This window comes from Pseudomonas sp. CP-1, assembly GCF_021213715.1.
Lineage (GTDB): Bacteria > Pseudomonadota > Gammaproteobacteria > Pseudomonadales > Pseudomonadaceae > Pseudomonas > Pseudomonas aeruginosa.
In genome coordinates, this window is record NZ_JAJQKY010000025.1 from 53,007 (window position 1) to 68,680 (window position 15,674).

Annotated in this window: 15 protein-coding genes; 10 read left to right on the forward strand and 5 right to left on the reverse strand. The window is 66.4% G+C overall.

The features are described 5' to 3' along the window. Nucleotides 1-153: 153 nt before the first annotated feature. Nucleotides 154-390 carry a 50S ribosomal protein L28 gene (gene rpmB, locus LT948_RS29765; protein ID WP_003096556.1) on the forward strand — a complete coding sequence of 79 codons (237 nt, stop codon included), beginning with the start codon at nt 154-156 and terminating at the stop codon, nt 388-390. Between the two features lie 11 nt (nt 391-401). After that, the gene (gene rpmG, locus LT948_RS29770; protein ID WP_003096555.1) at nt 402-557 is read left to right on the forward strand and encodes a 50S ribosomal protein L33; all 156 of its coding nucleotides are present in this window, start codon (nt 402-404) and stop codon (nt 555-557) included. A gap of 136 nt (nt 558-693) precedes the next feature. On the opposite strand, the gene LT948_RS29775 is transcribed toward rpmG, so the two are convergent. Both LT948_RS29775 and LT948_RS29780 read right to left on the reverse strand, forming a co-directional pair. After that, complete coding sequence (locus LT948_RS29775; protein WP_003096551.1) at nt 694-1,056, reverse strand: cupin domain-containing protein; 363 nt, start codon at nt 1,054-1,056, stop codon at nt 694-696. Between the two features lie 65 nt (nt 1,057-1,121). Next, a complete protein-coding gene (locus tag LT948_RS29780) occupies nt 1,122-2,456 on the reverse strand; it encodes an aspartate aminotransferase family protein (RefSeq protein WP_003096546.1) in 1,335 nt (444 codons plus the stop codon). Between the two features lie 229 nt (nt 2,457-2,685). Here LT948_RS29780 and LT948_RS29785 point away from each other — a divergent pair, with 229 nt between their 5' ends. After that, nucleotides 2,686-4,179 carry an aldehyde dehydrogenase gene (locus LT948_RS29785; protein WP_003136252.1) on the forward strand — a complete coding sequence of 498 codons (1,494 nt, stop codon included), beginning with the start codon at nt 2,686-2,688 and terminating at the stop codon, nt 4,177-4,179. A 146-nt stretch (nt 4,180-4,325) separates the two neighbouring features. Then, nucleotides 4,326-5,489 carry an MFS transporter gene (locus LT948_RS29790; RefSeq protein ID WP_003096541.1) on the forward strand — a complete coding sequence of 388 codons (1,164 nt, stop codon included), beginning with the start codon at nt 4,326-4,328 and terminating at the stop codon, nt 5,487-5,489. A gap of 3 nt (nt 5,490-5,492) precedes the next feature. Here LT948_RS29790 and LT948_RS29795 read toward each other — a convergent pair whose 3' ends face one another. From LT948_RS29795 to dadR, 3 genes are all read right to left on the reverse strand, one after another. After that, entirely contained in the window at nt 5,493-7,082 is a 1,590-nt protein-coding gene (locus tag LT948_RS29795; protein WP_019485946.1) for a phospholipase D family protein, read from the reverse strand. A gap of 85 nt (nt 7,083-7,167) precedes the next feature. After that, the gene (locus tag LT948_RS29800; protein ID WP_004364667.1) at nt 7,168-8,487 is read right to left on the reverse strand and encodes an NAD(P)/FAD-dependent oxidoreductase; all 1,320 of its coding nucleotides are present in this window, start codon (nt 8,485-8,487) and stop codon (nt 7,168-7,170) included. Nucleotides 8,488-8,663: 176 nt separating this feature from the next. After that, a complete protein-coding gene (gene dadR, locus LT948_RS29805; protein WP_003096535.1) occupies nt 8,664-9,152 on the reverse strand; it encodes a transcriptional regulator DadR in 489 nt (162 codons plus the stop codon). Nucleotides 9,153-9,305: 153 nt separating this feature from the next. Between dadR and LT948_RS29810 the strand changes: the two genes are divergently transcribed. From LT948_RS29810 to alr, 6 genes are all read left to right on the forward strand, one after another. Then, a complete protein-coding gene (locus LT948_RS29810) occupies nt 9,306-11,870 on the forward strand; it encodes a YdbH domain-containing protein (RefSeq protein ID WP_033996183.1) in 2,565 nt (854 codons plus the stop codon). Nucleotides 11,871-11,890: 20 nt separating this feature from the next. Next, nucleotides 11,891-12,082, forward strand: coding sequence for a YnbE family lipoprotein (locus LT948_RS29815; protein ID WP_003096523.1), 192 nt, complete (start codon nt 11,891-11,893; stop codon nt 12,080-12,082). Between the two features lie 12 nt (nt 12,083-12,094). Then, complete coding sequence (locus tag LT948_RS29820) at nt 12,095-12,439, forward strand: YdbL family protein (protein ID WP_003096521.1); 345 nt, start codon at nt 12,095-12,097, stop codon at nt 12,437-12,439. Nucleotides 12,440-12,795: 356 nt separating this feature from the next. Then, nucleotides 12,796-14,094: a D-amino acid dehydrogenase gene (dadA, locus tag LT948_RS29825; RefSeq protein ID WP_003098274.1), complete on the forward strand. Its 1,299-nt coding sequence runs from the start codon at nt 12,796-12,798 to the stop codon at nt 14,092-14,094. Next, nucleotides 14,069-14,422 (forward strand): RidA family protein, encoded by a 354-nt coding sequence (locus tag LT948_RS29830; protein ID WP_003098273.1) that lies wholly within the window; start codon nt 14,069-14,071, stop codon nt 14,420-14,422. Before dadA ends, LT948_RS29830 begins: the two co-directional genes overlap by 26 nt. Nucleotides 14,423-14,512: 90 nt before the next feature. Beyond that, nucleotides 14,513-15,586, forward strand: a complete 1,074-nt coding sequence (alr, locus tag LT948_RS29835; RefSeq protein ID WP_073657188.1) for an alanine racemase — start codon at nt 14,513-14,515, stop codon at nt 15,584-15,586. Nucleotides 15,587-15,674 lie beyond the last annotated feature (88 nt).

Genomic DNA, 15,674 nt, shown 5'->3' on the forward strand with positions numbered 1-15,674 from the left:
CGCCTTTCTGATATAAAGCTGCGCTCTTTTCTGGGGCCACGCTCTCCTTCGTCGGGATGCAGCGGGTAAGACCCCGGTGAAACTGAGTATCGAACTTGAGTTAAAGCAGCCAACCCATGCCGGGTTGGGCATGAGGTTATAGAGGGCTGAGGCATGTCTAGAGTCTGTCAAGTAACCGGTAAGGGTCCGGTTACCGGGAATAACATTTCCCACGCACACAACAAAACCCGCCGCCGTTTCCTGCCGAACCTGCAGCACCACCGTTTCTGGGTCGAGTCCGAGAAGCGCTTCGTACGTCTGCGCGTTTCCGCCAAGGGCATGCGTATCATCGACAAGCGTGGCATCGAGGCCGTCCTGGCTGACCTGCGTGCCCGCGGCGAAAAATTCTAAGGAGCTGAATCATGCGTGAATTGATTCGTCTGGTGTCCAGCGCCGGTACCGGCCACTTCTACACCACCGACAAGAACAAGCGTACCAAGCCTGAGAAGATCGAGATCAAGAAGTACGATCCGGTCGTTCGTCAGCACGTGATCTACAAGGAAGCCAAGATCAAGTAATTGATCCGGCACCTTGCGAAAAGCCCGCCATCCGGCGGGCTTTTTCATTTCCGGCGTACGAACTCCCGGGCTGGCGCACAAAAAAGCCCGCCAGGTGGCGGGCAAGGGTAACAAGCATTCGGGATGAAGCCGGGGCTCAGGCCTTGGCTTCGAAGATCACATAGACCTTGCGACAGGCTTCGAGCACTTCCCAGGTGCCCTGGAAGCCGGCGGGGATCACGAAGCGGTCGCCGGCGCGCACGGTCTTGGCGTTGCCGTGCCGGTCGCGCAGCACCGAGACGCCCTGGATGATCTCGCAGTACTCGTGTTCGGTGTAGTTCACCGTCCACTGGCCCACGGCGCCTTCCCAGATACCGGCGTTGAACTGCCCGCAGGGGCTGCCGTAGTGGTTGCGCACGCTCTGTTTCGGGTCGCCCTTGAGGATTTTCTCCGGCGCCGGGCTGTAGTGCTCCGGAGCGCTGTTGGCCTGGGCGAAGTCGACGATCTGTTCGATGTTCATGCTGACTCTCGGTTCTTGTGGTTCTGGCCAGTTGGAGGCAGGGCGGCGCCAGCCGCCCGCCTGGATCAGACGCTGGCGCGGATGGCCTGGGCCAGGCGCTCGACGATCTGGTCGATGTGGGGCTTGTCGATGATCAGCGGCGGCGACATGGCGATGATGTCGCCGGTCACCCGGACCATCAGGTCGTGCTCCCAGAAGCAGCGCTCGAAGACGTCGTAGCCGCGCTTGCCGGGGCCGTCCGCGTGCGGCGCCAGTTGCACGCCGCCGACCAGGCCGACGGCGCGGATGTCGACCACGTTGGGCAGGTCGCGCAGGCTGAACAGCGCGTCCTGCCAGTAGCCTTCCAGTTCGACGGCTCGCTGGAACAGGTCGTCGCGACGGTAGATGTCCAGGGTCGCCAGGGCGGCGGCGCAGGCTACCGGGTGGCCGGAATAGGTATAGCCGTGGAAGAACTCGATGGCGCCCTGTGGGCCTTGCATGAAGGCGGCGTGGATCTTCTCGTCGACGAATACGGCGCCCATCGGGATGCTGCCGTTGGTCAGCCCCTTGGCGCAGGTCAACAGGTCCGGGACGACGCCCCAACGCTGCGCGGCGAAGGCTTCGCCGACGCGGCCGAAACCGGTGATCACTTCGTCGAAGATCAGCAGGATGCCATGCTTGCGGGTGATCTCGCGCAGCCGCTGAAGGTAGCCCTTGGGCGGCAGCACCACGCCGGCCGAGCCGGACATCGGCTCGACGATCACCGCGGCGATATTCTCGGCGCCGTGCAGGGTCACCAGGCGTTCCAGCTCCTCGGCCTTTTCCGCGCCATGCTCGGGCAGGCCGACGGTGAAGGCGTTGCGGGCGACGTCCAGGGTGTGCGGCAGGTGGTCGACCCCCGGCAGCAGGTTGGCGGAGAAGGCCTTGCGGTTGTTGACCATGCCGCCTACCGACAGGCCGCCGAAGCCGACCCCGTGGTAGCCCAGTTCGCGGCCGATCAGGCGGGTGCGGGTGCCCTGGCCGATGGCGCGCTGGTAGGCAAGGGCGATCTTCAGCGCGGTGTCCGCCGATTCCGAGCCGGAGTTGGTGAAGAACACTTTGTTCAGGCCCGGCGGGGCGATTTCCGCCAGCCGCGCGGCGAGTTCGAACGGCAGCGGGTGACCCATCTGGAACGGCGGGGCGTAGTCGAGGGTGGCGATCTGCCGGGCCACCGCTTCGCTGATCTCGCGCCGGCCGTGGCCGGCATTGCAGCACCAGAGGCCGGCGGTGCCGTCGAGGATGCGGCGCCCGCCCTGGGCGATATAGTGGATGCCTTCGGCGCTTTCCAGCAGGCGCGGCCGCGCCTTGAACTGGCGGTTGGCGGTGAAGGGCATCCAGAAGTTGTCGAGGCTGCTCGACTGCGGCTCGTTATTCATTGTCATAGGGCCACCCAGGTTGCACGCGAGGGATGAAGACGCTAGTCCGGGCGAGTCTATGTTTAAAATAATGAACGTGACAAGGGAGTTAGAGGGGTTCCTGTCAAATATATTGAAAACAGGCGCTGCTCTGGTTTAGGGTGGCGGACACCACGGGCCGCGCGCCCGCCTTGCAGAATCTGACAGCGCGCCTGTCTCCCAGGCGCCCAGAACACCAATAAGAGGACACGTTGTCATGACCACCCTGACCCGCGCCGACTGGGAAGCCCGCGCCAAAGACCTGAAGATCGAAGGCCGCGCCTTCGTCAACGGCGAATACAGCAACGCCGCCTCCGGCGAGACCTTCGATTGCCTGAGCCCGGTGGATGGCCGCTTCCTGGCCAAGGTCGCCAGTTGCGACCTGGCCGATGCCGAGCAGGCGGTCAAGGTCGCTCGCAATGCCTTCGATTCCGGCGCCTGGTCGCGCCTGGCGCCGGCCAAGCGCAAGCAGGCGATGATCCGCTTCGCCGATCTGCTGCTGGAGAACGCCGAGGAGCTGGCCCTGCTGGAAACCCTGGACATGGGCAAGCCGATCAGCGACTCGCTGCACATCGATGTCGCCAGCGCCGCCAACAGCCTGCGCTGGAGCGCCGAGGCGATCGACAAGATCTATGACGAAGTCGCCGCCACTCCCCATGCCGAGCTGGGCCTGGTGACCCGCGAGCCGGTCGGCGTGGTCGCCGCCATCGTGCCGTGGAACTTCCCGCTGCTGATGTCCTGCTGGAAACTCGGTCCGGCCCTGGCCACCGGCAACTCGGTGATCCTCAAGCCCTCCGAGAAGTCGCCGCTGACCGCCATCCGCATCGCCCAGCTGGCCGTCGAGGCCGGCATTCCGAAAGGCGTGTTCAACGTGCTGCCGGGCTACGGCCACACGGTAGGCAAGGCGCTGGCACTGCACATGGATGTCGACACCCTGGTGTTCACCGGTTCGACCAAGATCGCCAAGCAACTGATGGTCTATGCCGGCGAGTCGAACATGAAACGCGTCTGGCTGGAGGCCGGCGGCAAGAGCCCGAACATCGTCTTCGCCGACGCCCCGGACCTGAAGGCCGCCGCCGAAGCCGCTGCCGGCGCCATCGCCTTCAACCAGGGCGAAGTCTGCACCGCCGGTTCGCGCCTGCTGGTGGAGCGCTCCATCAAGGACAAGTTCCTGCCCCTGGTGATCGAGGCCCTCAAGGGCTGGAAGCCGGGCAACCCGCTGGATCCGGAAACCAACGTCGGCGCGCTGGTGGACACCCAGCAGATGAACACCGTGCTGTCCTACATCGAGGCCGGTCACAACGACGGTGCCAAGCTGGTTGCCGGCGGCAAGCGGACCCTGGAAGAAACCGGCGGCACCTACGTCGAGCCGACCATCTTCGACGGCGTGACCAATGCGATGAAGATCGCCCGCGAGGAAATCTTCGGCCCGGTGCTCTCGGTGATCGAGTTCGAGGATGCCGAGGAGGCCGTGCGCATCGCCAACGACACGCCCTATGGGCTGGCGGCGGCGGTCTGGACCAGCAACCTGTCCAAGGCGCACCTGACTGCCAAGGCCCTGCGCGCCGGCAGCGTCTGGGTCAACCAGTACGACGGCGGCGACATGACCGCTCCGTTTGGCGGCTTCAAGCAGTCGGGCAACGGTCGCGACAAGTCGCTGCACGCCTTCGACAAGTACACCGAGCTGAAGGCGACCTGGATCAAGCTCTGATCGCCTAGGTCGGCCCTTCCGGGCCGGCTCTCTCGAGCCACACCCGCGGCCGGGTTTCCTTCTGGAAGCCCGGCCGCTGTGCTTCGTGCGCCGGATATATCCGCTCGCCCCGGCAAGGCTTCCGGGGTGCCAACGGGAGAATCGCAATGCGTTGGGGAAGCTATTTCGCCGTCTGTTCCGCAGTCATCAGCATCGGCCTCGCCCTTGGCCTGACCATGCCGCTGGTCTCGTTGCGCCTGGAGAGCTGGGGCTACGGCAGTTTCGCCATCGGCGTGATGGCCAGCACGCCGGCAGTGGGCGTGCTGCTCGGCGCGATGATCGCCGGGCGCCTCGCCGCGCGCGTCGGTACGCCGCGGCTGATGCAGTTGTGCCTGCTCACCGGGGCAGCCTCCATCGGCCTGCTGGCACTGCTGCAGAGCTACCCGGTATGGCTGTTGCTGCGCCTTCTGATCGGCGTGCAGCTCACCGTGGTGTTCATCCTCGGGGAAAGCTGGATCAACCAGTTGGCGGTGGAGAAGTGGCGTGGCCGGCTGGTCGCGCTGTACGGCACCGGCTACGCCCTCAGCCAACTGTCCGGGCCGGTACTGCTGACCTTCATCGGTACCGCCGACGACCGTGGCTTCTGGTTCGGCGTCTGCCTGCTGATTGCTGGCTCGTTGCTGCTGCTGGGCCGCGGCGGTGCGCCCAGGGTCGATCCGCACAGTGCCTCCGGGCGCGGTTTGTGGGCCTTCTGCCGGGGCCTGCCGGCGATCGCCTGGGCGGTGGTGTTGTTCGCTGCCTTCGAGGCGATGATCCTCACCCTGCTGCCGGTATACGGGTTGCGCCAGGGCTTTCCGCAAGCGGTGGCGCTGGCCATGGTCAGTACCGTGGTGGTGGGCGATGCATTGTTGCAGCTGCCGATCGGCTGGCTCGCCGACCGGGTCTCGCGCAGCGGCCTGTTCGGCGGCTGCGGCCTGGTGCTGCTGCTGAGCAGCCTGGCGATTCCCCTGCTGCTGCAGACGCCGTTGATCTGGCCGCTGCTGGTGCTGTTCGGGGCCAGCGCCGGCGGGTTGTTCACCCTGGCGCTGATCCTGATCGGCGAGCGCTACCGAGACGATGCCCTGGTCCGGGCCAATGCCCATGTCGCGCAGCTATGGGGGATCGGCTGCCTGCTCGGCCCGCTGGCCACCGGCGCCGCCAGCCAGTGGATCAGCGGTCACGCCCTGCCGTTGATGATGGCGCTCGGCGCGGCGGGCTTCGTGGTGCTGGTGCGGCTGCGCGGGGCGATTCCGGCGGACGAGGAGGCGACCGGCCTGGAAGCCTCCGAGTGACCCTCAGAGCATCTTTTCCAGTCCGATCATTCCCGCGACCCAGGCGTTCAGGCGTCGCCACAGGCTACCCGGCTCGTGGCGCAGGACCTGGGCCCGGCCGTCGCGTTCGTCGATCCAGACCAGCTTCGGCCGGCTGCCGCTGCGGTCGATGCGAACCTGGTAGCTGACGCTCGGCGCCATGCCCTCCAGCGCCAGTTGGCGGACCTGCTCGGCCAGCAGCGGACTGTCGACGATGACCCCGACTTCGGTGTTCCACAGGATCGAGCGCGGATCGAAGTTGAACGAACCGATGAATACCTTGCGCCGGTCGAAGACCATCGCCTTGCTGTGCAGGCTGGCGCTGCTCGATCCGTGCAGGCGCCAGGGCGCGCCGCTCAGCGGCTGGTCGGGATTGGCGCGCAGCTCGTAGAGCTTCACGCCATGTTCCAGCAGCGCCATCCGATAGGGTGCGTAGCCGGCATGCACGGCGGGCACGTCGGTGGCTTCCAGGGAGTTGGTCAGCAGGCGCACGCGGACGCCGCTGTCGGCCTTGCCGGTGAGGTAGTTGAGACCGTCCTTGGCCGGAACGAAATACGCCGAGACCAGGATCAGTTCCTTCTGCACGCCCTTGAACAGGCCCGCCAGGTGCGGACTGAGCAATAGGTGCGGGTCGGGCTCGCCGCGGCTCAATACCTTCAGCGGCGCATCCCAGATCGCCTCGGCGCGGGCCCAGGTGAGATTCTCCAGCCAGTTGCCCAGGCGTGGCTGGTCGCCGCGGTCGAACAGGTGGCGGATGTAGCCGGACTCCTTCACCGACTCTTTGCGCAGGTAGCGCTGCAACTTGCGTCGGGCCGACTCCAGCTCGCCGGGATAGGGCGCGCGCCAGAGGAAATCCTCGATCGGCCGGCTGATGGCGCTGTTCCAGTACTGGTCGAAGCTGTGCGAGAGCTGGTTGGCGATGGGGCCGACGCCGAGCAGGTCGAGGTCGGTGAAGTTCATCTCCGGTTTGGCGTTGAAATACTCGTCGCCGAGGTTGCGTCCGCCGACGATGGCCGCCGTGCCGTCGGCCAGCCACAGCTTGTTGTGCATGCGCCGGTGCTGCTGGGACAGGTTGAACAGGCGGCCGACGCCTCGCGTGATGCCGGTGGCGCGGCCCAGGTGCAACGGGTTGAACAGGCGCACCTGGATGTTCGGATGGGCGGAGAGCACACCGATCTCGTAGTCCCAGCCATCGCTGGCGGTGTCGTCGATGAGGATGCGTACCCGCACGCCACGGTCGGCTGCCTTGAGCAACTCGTAGGCGAGGGCGCGCGTGGTCAGTCCGTCGTGGACGATGTAGTACTGGATGTCGAGACTGCGCTGGGCTGCGCGAATCAGCGCCGCACGGGCGACGAAGGCATCCTCGCTGGCGCCCAGCAGGTGGAAGCCGGACTGGCCGGGGTGGTCGCGCCCCTGGATTTCTGCCTGCCTGGCCAGCCAGGTACCCTCGGCGGGCAGTGCCGACGACGGTTGCGGCGGAGGAGTGCTGGCGCAGCCGGAGAGGGCCAGGAGGGCCAGCAGGAGGAATCGGCGAAGCAAGGACATCTCCCGTGGAAACTCGAACGACCGGCTCATCCCGGTCGTGCGAATTCTAGGAGTTTTCCTCGGAAGAGCGATGCCCCGCCTGATTTTTTCAGAATCCGCCGAGCCTCGGATGGGCTCAGCTACCGAGTTTTTCCTTCAGCCGGTACCAGGCCATGCCCAGCGCCAGCAGTGGCGAGCGCAGCAGCTTGCCGCCGGGGAAGGTGATGTGCGGCACCTTGGCGAACAGGTCGAAGCCGTCGCTCTGCTGGCCGCCGATGGCTTCGGCGAGCAACTGCCCGGCGAGGTGCGTGGCGTTCACCCCGTGTCCGGAATAGGCCTGGGCGAAGTACACGTTGGGCTGCCCCGGCAGGCGGCCGATCTGTGGCAGGCGATTGGCACCGATGCCGATCATGCCGCCCCATTGGTAGTCGATGCGGACGTTCGCCAGTTGCGGGAATACCTCCAGCATCTTCGGCCGCATGTAGGCGGCGATGTCGCTGGGGTCGCGGCCGGAATAATGGCAGGCGCCACCGAACAGCAGGCGGTTGTCGGCGGAGAGCCGGTAGTAGTCGAGGGCCACGCGCTGGTCGCACACTGCCATGTTCTGCGGCAGCAGTTGGCGGGCCAGTTTCTCGTCCAGCGGCTCGGTGGCGATCACGTAGCTACCGGCCGGCAGTACCTTGCCGCCGAGCAGCGGGTTGAGGTCGTTCATGTAGGCGTTGCAGCCCAGCACCAGGGTCTTCGCCCGCACCTTGCCGGCGGCGGTATGCACCTGGACTTCCGTGCCGTAGTCGATGCGCGTCACCGGCGAGCGCTCGAACAGGCGGACGCCCAGCGACTGGGCAGCGGCGGCTTCGCCGAGGACCAGGTTGAGCGGGTGCAGGTGGCCGGAGCCCATGTCCACCAGGCCGCCGACGTAGCGATCGGAGCCGACCACGCTGCGCATCTCCGCGGCCGGCACCAGGCGCATCTCGTGGCGATAGCCGAGGGCCTGGAGTTCCTCCATGTCCTCGCGGAAGCCCTGGTAGTCGCCGGGCTTGTTCGCCAGGTCGCAGTAGCCCCAGCGCAGGTCGCAGTCGATGGCGTATTGCTCGACCCGGCGACGGACGATCTCCACCGCCTCCAGGCCCATCAGCTTGAGTGCCTTCACGCCGTCGGCGCCGATCACCGGGAGGAACTGCTCGACGTCATGGCCGACGCCGCGGATCAACTGGCCGCCATTGCGCCCACTGGCGCCCCAGCCGATCCGGTGCGCTTCCAGCAGGACCACGGAGAAGCCGCGCTGGGCCAGTTCCAACGCCGTGTTCACCCCCGAGAAACCGCCGCCGACGACGCACACGTCGGCCTGCTCTTCGCCGGCCAGGGGTGGGCACTCGATGCGTCGGTTGAGCGTGGCGGCGTAGTAGGAGGGGGCGTGTTGGGCGGTATGCACCGGCTGGTGAACGCGGGCGTTCATGTGTGAAATCCTGATTATTATGTGTGGAAAATTTGACGGAGCATAAACGTCAGTCGAGGCGCTCGCCAAGGGCGAAAAAGGAAAAAAACTGCGAGGTGTTGCGGGGATCGTGTGCGGAAACGACGGTGTTTCCCGTCTATGCCGGGAGTCCTGGCGGACTCCCGGAGCGTGTCATGTCAATCCGGAACCGGTAGGTCGAGCGACTCCTTGACCTCTTCCATGACGATATAGCTCTTCGACTCGCGAACGTGCGGCAGTTTCAGCAGGATGTCGCCGAGCAGCTTGCGGTAGGACGCCATTTCCGAGATGCGAGCCTTCACCAGGTAGTCGAAGTGGCCGGACACCAGGTGGCATTCCAGCACATGGGGCAGCTTGAGCACCGCCCGGCGAAACTCTTCGAAGGTATCGCCGGACTTGTAGTCCAGGCTGATCTCGACGAACACCAGCAGGCTGGCCTTCAGATGCTGCGGATTGAGCCGGGCGTGGTAGCCCATGATCAGGCCTTCGCGCTCCAGGCGGCGCACGCGTTCGGTGCAGGGTGTGGTCGAGAGGCCGACGCGTTCGCCCAGCTCGGTGAAGGAAATGCGACCTTCCTCCTGCAGGATGCGGAGGATGTTGCGGTCGATCTTGTCCAGCTCGCGCTTGCTCTGATGCTGGGTACGCATGGATGGAGGCTCCCCGTCTGGCTCGGAAAATCCGGAAATTTTCCGCCAATATAACGTCGAAAGCAGGGAAAAACACTGGCCGGGGAAAACGCCTTGATCTTGCACGAGGGCCCCGCCACCCTTGGCCGGGTCGGCAACGGACAGAGGTAGGACATGCGTTTGCGCAGAAGGACAACGTTGCTGCTGGTATTTGCAGTGCTGTTGCTGCTGGCGTTCGGCTACGGCTGGCATGCCTGGCGCAGCCTGTTGCGCGAGCAGGGTGTCGAGCGCCTGGAGTGGCAAGGCCTGGGCCTGTCCGCCGAAGGCATCGGGCTGCGACGGCTGGCGCTGGAGCGGCGCGGCGCGGATGGCGCCAGCCTGCGACTGGACGTGGAACACGCGCTGCTGCGCTGGCCCGGGCTGTCGGGTTGGCGTCCGCGTCTACCCGGCCTGCGCGTGGAGCAAGTGGCGCTCGCCTGGCAACCGGCTGCCGCGAGTTCCGACGACTCCGCTGCGCTGGACTGGACGTCCCTGCGCGAGACCCTCGCCTGGCTGCCGGAACAGATCCACCTCGAACGCTTCCATCTCGACCTGCCTTGTCCCGCCGGCCGCTGCGAGCAGGACGGCGGGCTGGACATCGGCCGCCCGTCGGGAGCGCTGTTTCCGCTGGCTGCGCAACTGCGCCTGCAACAAGAGGCGCAGCAGGCCCAGCTCGACGCCCAGCTCTTCGAGGAGCCTACCGGTTGGCGCCTGCGGGCGCGCGCGCAACTCGACCGGCAGGCGCTGCTGACGCTGGACAGCCAGCTCGCGCCGTCCGATGGCGACGGCCTCTGGCAGGGGCGCCTGGAGGCGCCCGGCCTGCCGGACACCCGTGGCCTGGTGGTCTGGCTCAATCGCTGGTTGCCGGAAGCCCAGCGCCTGCCCGACGCACCGCAAGCCCTGCGTCTGCAAGCGGACTGGACGATCCGCCTGGCGCCTGGCAGCGACTGGCTGGAGCCGCGCCGGGTACTCGACGGCGGTGGCTCGGCGGCGCTGCTGGTGCAGGCTCCGCAAGCCTGGCCGCTGCCCGGTCTGGGTAATGTACAGGGCGAACTGCAAGTCCAACTGGATGGAGACGAGGGCGCCTGGTTGCCACGCCAGCTGCGCAGCGACTTGCGCCTGAGCCAGTTGCACGGCGAGTGGTTGCAGGCGCTGCCGGCCGAGTTGCGGCCGAGCGCGCTGGGCTTGCGCAGCGAGCCGCTGGAGCGCGATGCCGATAGCGTCACCGCGTTGCGCCTGGCGTTCACCAGTGAGGGCGCGAGTACGCTGAAGCTGGAGACGCGGCTCGACCTGCTGGGCATCTCGCCGTGGGCCGCCAGGCTGGTGGAGGGTCGCTTGCAGGTGGACGCGCCTCGCCTGCAATACCTGGGCTGGAAAGCCGAGCGACTGGTCGCGGAGATTCCCCTGGAGGGCCGGCTGGACGGGCAGCGCGCCAACCTCTCCTTCGGCAGGGGCGCGCGGTTGCAGGCGGCGTCCCTGGCCGAGCCGTCGACGCTGCACCTTGGCCAGCCCCGCCTCAATCTCGCCGGGACCGCTCTCGAACTGGCCTACCAGCCACTGGCGCTACATTTCGCCGGGCCGCTGCAGGCGCAGGTCGGACAACTCCGCCAGGCCAACCTCAAGCCGTTGGCCTGGACCTTCGAGGGGCCGCTCGACACCACCCTCGAGCGCACCAGCCTGAAGGGACGGCTGAGCAACGGTGCGGGGCTGGCGGCGGACTTCCAGCTGCAGCGCGATGCGAAGACGCCCCTGGCACTCTCCGCCAAGCTGGCCGAGGTGTTCTTCCGTACCGGCAATCCGCTGGCCGCGACCCTCGCCGACTGGCCGGGGCTGCTCGAACTGGGCAATGGGCGCGCGACCGCCGCGGCCGGCTGGAAGCTCGACGCGGCGGGTGGCTCGTCCCTCGACCTGGACCTGACCCTGAAAGGCCTCGACGGTATCTACGACCGCAGCGAGCTGAAGGGGCTGGGCGGCAGCCTGGCCTTGCGCCTGCGCGGCGGTCAGTTGAGCCTGGACAGCCCCGGCCTGAGCCTGGCCGAGGCCAATCCCGGCCTGCCGCTGGGGCCGGTGAGTTTCCGCGGGCGCTACGAGGCCCCGCTTTCCGCGCCGGGCAGCGGCCGTTTGAGCTGGCAGACGTTGCAGAGCGGCCTGTTCGGCGGGCAGGCCTCGGTCCCCGCGGGGAGCATCCGCCTGGGTCAGGCCGAGCAGAAGTTCGCCTTGCGTATCCAGGGCATACAACTCGGCGAGATTTTCCGGGTCTATCCGGCGGAGGGCCTGGCCGGCGAAGGCACCCTGGACGGCGAACTGCCGCTGATGCTGAACCGCTGGAAGCCCAGCGTCTCCGGCGGCCAGGTCAAGGCCCGCGAGCCCGGCTACCTGCGCTTCCGCTCGGCGAAAATCGAGGCGCTGGGGCGCAGCAACCCGGGGATGAAGCTGGTCGCCGATGCCCTCGACGATTTCCACTACGACGTCCTGCAAAGCAGCGTCGATTATCATGAGAACGGCAAGCTGTTGCTCGGCCTGCGCTTGCAGGGCAGCAACCCGGACCTGGAGAAGGGGCGCCCGGTCAACCTCAACGTCAACCTGGAGGAGGATATCCCGGCACTGCTGACCAGCCTGCAACTGAGCGACCGGGTCAGCGAAACCATTCGCCAACGTGTGCAGGAGCGCATGCAGAAACGCAAGGCTTCGGCGCCATGAGCCATACAGGAGAACCCCCGATGCGCCTCTGCGCTCTATTCGCTGTCCTGCTGCTGGGCAGCCTGACGATGGCCTGCACGCCCACCGTGCAGCTGGCGGCTCCCAGCGAGCCGATCAACATCAATCTCAACGTGAAAATCGAGCACGAGATCTACATCAAGGTCGACAAGGCTCTGGACGGCATCATCAACGAGAACAGCGGCCTGTTCTAAAGGAGCGGATCCATGACAACCCGTAGCAAACTCGGTATCGCCCTGCTGGCCCTCGGCATCAGCCTTTCCGCCATGGCGATGGACCTCGGCCAGGCCATGTCGGCCCTTGGCGGCGCCAAGGCCCAGGGCCTGGTCGGCGAGCAGGCGGACGGTTACCTTGGCGTGGTCAGCAACAGCGGCCAGGCGGCGGACATCGCCGCGCAGATCAATGCCGCGCGGCGCGCCGAATACCAGAAGGTGGCCAACAGCAGCGGCGCTTCGCTGGCCGACGTGGAGGCCATGGCCGGCAAGAAGGCGATGGAGAAAACCCCTGCCGGGCAGTACGTCCAGGTTGGCGGCAAGTGGGTGAAGAAATAGCGCGAAGGCTCTGCGAGCGCTCTGGGACGCTGCTCCGATCGCAAGGGCCGGGCAGCGTCCGCGGGATTTTTCCTGTCGCGAGTGCTTCCCCCAGGGACTCCTGTCGTTTTCCATGGATTCTGCGACAGGCTTTCCCGAAAAAGCGGCTCCCGGCCTGAGTTCGATCATTTAAATATGCGGTATTTTTCCAGTTTTATGGTGGATGCGCCTCGGTAAAACCCCTCTTTGTCCGGTTTTTTACCTGAGTAGTCGCCTAAAATTGGTGATTATTTCTGCCTGCCTCTTCCTATACTGCGCGCATCTACACGCTCAAAATAACAAACGTCCGCGGTTCCTCCGCGACGTGGGAGGCGACAATGCGAGTTCTGGTCCTTGGCAGCGGTGTCATCGGTACCGCCAGTGCGTATTACCTGGCCCGAGCCGGGTTCGAGGTGGTGGTGGTCGACCGTCAGGACGGTCCCGCGCTGGAAACCAGCTTCGCCAACGCCGGCCAGGTGTCTCCCGGCTACGCTTCGCCCTGGGCAGCCCCGGGCATTCCTCTGAAGGCCATGAAGTGGCTGCTGGAAAAGCACGCGCCGCTGGCCATCAAGCTCACCTCCGATCCCAGCCAGTACGCCTGGATGCTGCAGATGCTGCGCAACTGCACCGCCGAGCGCTACGCGGTGAACAAGGAGCGCATGGTCCGCCTGTCCGAGTACAGCCGCGATTGCCTCGACGAACTGCGCGCCGAGACCGGCATCGCCTACGAGGGCCGCACCCTCGGCACCACCCAACTGTTCCGCACCCAGGCGCAGCTGGACGCCGCCGGCAAGGACATCGCCGTGCTCGAGCGCTCCGGCGTGCCCTACGAGGTTCTCGACCGCGACGGCATCGCCCGCGTCGAGCCGGCCCTGGCCAAGGTCGCCGACAAGCTGGTCGGTGCCCTGCGCCTGCCCAACGACCAGACCGGCGACTGCCAGCTGTTCACCACCCGCCTGGCGGAAATGGCCAAGGGCCTGGGCGTGGAGTTCCGCTTCGGCCAGAACATCGAACGCCTGGACTTCGCCGGCGACCGCATCAACGGTGTGCTGGTCAACGGCGAATTGCTCACCGCCGACCACTACGTGCTGGCCCTGGGCAGCTACTCGCCGCAACTGCTCAAGCCGCTGGGTATCAAGGCTCCGGTCTATCCGCTGAAGGGCTACTCGCTGACCGTGCCGATCACCAACCCGGAGATGGCGCCGACCTCGACCATCCTCGACGAGACCTACAAGGTGGCGATCACCCGCTTCGACCAGCGTATCCGCGTAGGCGGCATGGCGGAAATCGCCGGCTTCGACCTGTCGCTGAACCCGCGTCGCCGCGAAACCCTGGAAATGATCACCACCGACCTCTATCCCGAGGGCGGCGACATCAGCCAGGCGACCTTCTGGACCGGCCTGCGCCCGGCGACCCCGGATGGCACCCCGATCGTCGGCGCCACCCGCTACCGCAACCTGTTCCTCAATACCGGCCACGGCACCCTGGGTTGGACCATGGCCTGCGGGTCGGGTCGCTACCTGGCCGACCTGATGGCGAAGAAGCGCCCGCAGATCAGCACCGAAGGCCTGGATATTTCCCGCTACAGCAATTCCCCGGAGAACGCCAAGAATGCCCATCCAGCGCCAGCACACTAACGAGCGTATGAGCCAGATCGTCGTCCACAACGGCACCGTCTACCTGGCGGGCCAGGTGGGCGAGGACATGTCCGCGGGCGTCGAGCAGCAGACCCGCGAGACCCTGGCGGCCATCGAGCGTCTGCTGGAAGAGGCCGGCACCGACAAGACCCGGATCCTCTCGGTGACCATCTACCTGAAGGACATCGACGCCGACTTCGAAGGCATGAACCGCGTCTGGGACCAGTGGCTGCCGCGCGGCGTCGCGCCGGCGCGCGCCACCGTCGAAGCCAAGCTCTGCGAGCCGGAGATCCTGGTAGAGATGTCGGTGGTCGCTGCGCTGCCCTGAGTTTTGTCTGGCCCGGCCGGAGAGCCGGGCTTTTTTTCGCCTGATGAAAGGTGCGCGATGCCGCACCTCGCTGAAGAGAGACCCGTCGCCATGCGCCCCGCCCGTGCCCTGATCGACCTGCAAGCCCTTCGTCACAACTATCGGCTGGCCCGCGAGGCCACCGGCGCCCGTGCGCTCGCGGTGATCAAGGCGGACGCATACGGCCACGGCGCGGTGCGCTGTGCCGAAGCGCTGGCGGCCGAGGCCGATGGCTTCGCCGTGGCCTGCATCGAGGAGGGCCTGGAGCTGCGCGAGGCCGGTATCCGCCAGCCGATCCTGCTGCTGGAGGGCTTCTTCGAGGCGTCCGAGCTGGAGCTGATCGTCGCCCACGACTTCTGGTGCGTGGTGCATTGCGCCTGGCAATTGGAGGCGATCGAACGCGCCAGCCTGGCCCGCCCGCTGAACGTCTGGCTGAAGATGGATTCGGGCATGCACCGCGTCGGCTTCTTCCCCGAGGACTTCCGCGCCGCCCACGAGCGCCTGCGGGCCAGCGGCAAGGTGGCGAAGATCGTGATGATGAGTCACTTCTCCCGCGCCGACGAACTGGATTGCCCGCGCACCGAGGAACAGCTCGCCGCCTTCGCGGCCGCGAGCCAGGGCCTGGAAGGCGAGATCAGCCTGCGCAATTCGCCAGCCGTGCTCGGCTGGCCGAAGGTGCCCAGCGATTGGGTACGTCCGGGCATCCTGCTCTACGGAGCCACGCCGTTCGAGCGCGCACATCCGCTGGCCGACCGCTTGCGCCCGGTGATGACCCTGGAATCGAAGGTGATCAGCGTCCGCGACCTGCCGGCCGGCGAACCGGTCGGCTACGGCGCGCGCTACAGCACCGAGCGTAGCCAGCGCATCGGCGTGGTCGCCATGGGCTACGCCGATGGCTATCCGCGGCACGCCGCCGACGGCACCCTGGTGTTCATCGACGGCAAGCCGGGGCGCCTGGTTGGCCGGGTATCGATGGACATGCTCACCGTCGACCTTACCGACCATCCCCAGGCCGGGCTGGGCAGCCGGGTCGAACTATGGGGCCCGAACGTGCCGGTCGGCGCCCTGGCGGTGCAGTTTGGCAGCATTCCCTACCAGCTGCTGTGCAACCTGAAAAGGGTGCCGCGCGTCTATTCCGGGGCTTGAGAAAAACTTTCCGAATTCTTTGCGCAGGCATGTCGACCGATCTGTTGTAAATACTGAACAGTGTTGCCATGATACGGCCGACTTGGGG

What these genes read in the sequence shown, in the direction of transcription:
- dadR (WP_003096535.1), bottom strand. Translation starts at nt 9,152, where the DNA reads ATGCGTACCCAGCATCAGAGCAAGCGCGAGCTGGACAAGATCGACCGC.
- LT948_RS29820 (WP_003096521.1), top strand. Translation starts at nt 12,095, where the DNA reads ATGACAACCCGTAGCAAACTCGGTATCGCCCTGCTGGCCCTCGGCATC.
- LT948_RS29795 (WP_019485946.1), bottom strand. Translation starts at nt 7,082, where the DNA reads ATGAGCCGGTCGTTCGAGTTTCCACGGGAGATGTCCTTGCTTCGCCGA.
- dadA (WP_003098274.1), top strand. Translation starts at nt 12,796, where the DNA reads ATGCGAGTTCTGGTCCTTGGCAGCGGTGTCATCGGTACCGCCAGTGCG.
- LT948_RS29775 (WP_003096551.1), bottom strand. Translation starts at nt 1,056, where the DNA reads ATGAACATCGAACAGATCGTCGACTTCGCCCAGGCCAACAGCGCTCCG.
- rpmB (WP_003096556.1), top strand. Translation starts at nt 154, where the DNA reads ATGTCTAGAGTCTGTCAAGTAACCGGTAAGGGTCCGGTTACCGGGAAT.
- LT948_RS29785 (WP_003136252.1), top strand. Translation starts at nt 2,686, where the DNA reads ATGACCACCCTGACCCGCGCCGACTGGGAAGCCCGCGCCAAAGACCTG.
- LT948_RS29815 (WP_003096523.1), top strand. Translation starts at nt 11,891, where the DNA reads ATGCGCCTCTGCGCTCTATTCGCTGTCCTGCTGCTGGGCAGCCTGACG.
- LT948_RS29830 (WP_003098273.1), top strand. Translation starts at nt 14,069, where the DNA reads ATGCCCATCCAGCGCCAGCACACTAACGAGCGTATGAGCCAGATCGTC.
- LT948_RS29810 (WP_033996183.1), top strand. Translation starts at nt 9,306, where the DNA reads ATGCGTTTGCGCAGAAGGACAACGTTGCTGCTGGTATTTGCAGTGCTG.
- LT948_RS29780 (WP_003096546.1), bottom strand. Translation starts at nt 2,456, where the DNA reads ATGACAATGAATAACGAGCCGCAGTCGAGCAGCCTCGACAACTTCTGG.
- alr (WP_073657188.1), top strand. Translation starts at nt 14,513, where the DNA reads ATGCGCCCCGCCCGTGCCCTGATCGACCTGCAAGCCCTTCGTCACAAC.
- rpmG (WP_003096555.1), top strand. Translation starts at nt 402, where the DNA reads ATGCGTGAATTGATTCGTCTGGTGTCCAGCGCCGGTACCGGCCACTTC.
- LT948_RS29790 (WP_003096541.1), top strand. Translation starts at nt 4,326, where the DNA reads ATGCGTTGGGGAAGCTATTTCGCCGTCTGTTCCGCAGTCATCAGCATC.
- LT948_RS29800 (WP_004364667.1), bottom strand. Translation starts at nt 8,487, where the DNA reads ATGAACGCCCGCGTTCACCAGCCGGTGCATACCGCCCAACACGCCCCC.